General features: G+C 71.5%; 1 pseudogene. It reads right to left on the bottom strand.

Annotated elements, in window-relative coordinates:
* A pseudogene (locus QN357_RS19360) lies at positions 1 to 323 on the bottom strand (HNH endonuclease); the annotation flags it as partial.

Below are 323 nucleotides of genomic sequence, written 5' to 3' on the forward strand. Positions count from 1 at the left end.
TAGGTGTCGCGTCCCATCGAGAGCACCACGCCGGTTTCGGGGTGGGTGAGGAGCCGGGTGAAGCTCGGCGCCCCGGCGGCGAGACGCCTCGCGGTATCGGGGTCGATGGGTCCGTACCCGGCCAGATACCCGGGCTCCTCGCTCTTCCCCAACAAGGTCAGCACGGGAACGGTGACGTTGACCTGCGCGGCCACCCCGGCACCGAGTCCGTCCGGGGTGACCCCGCCGATCAGGACGTCGGTGAGGACGTCCGCCGCCAGCTGGGTCAGCGTGCGGGTTTCCTCCGGGCCCTGCAGGGTCAGCGCCGTGTCGAGGGTGCGGTG

It is taken from the genome of Cryobacterium sp. RTC2.1 (genome assembly GCF_035018685.1).
In the GTDB taxonomy this organism is placed as follows: Bacteria; Actinomycetota; Actinomycetes; order Actinomycetales; family Microbacteriaceae; genus Cryobacterium; species Cryobacterium glucosi.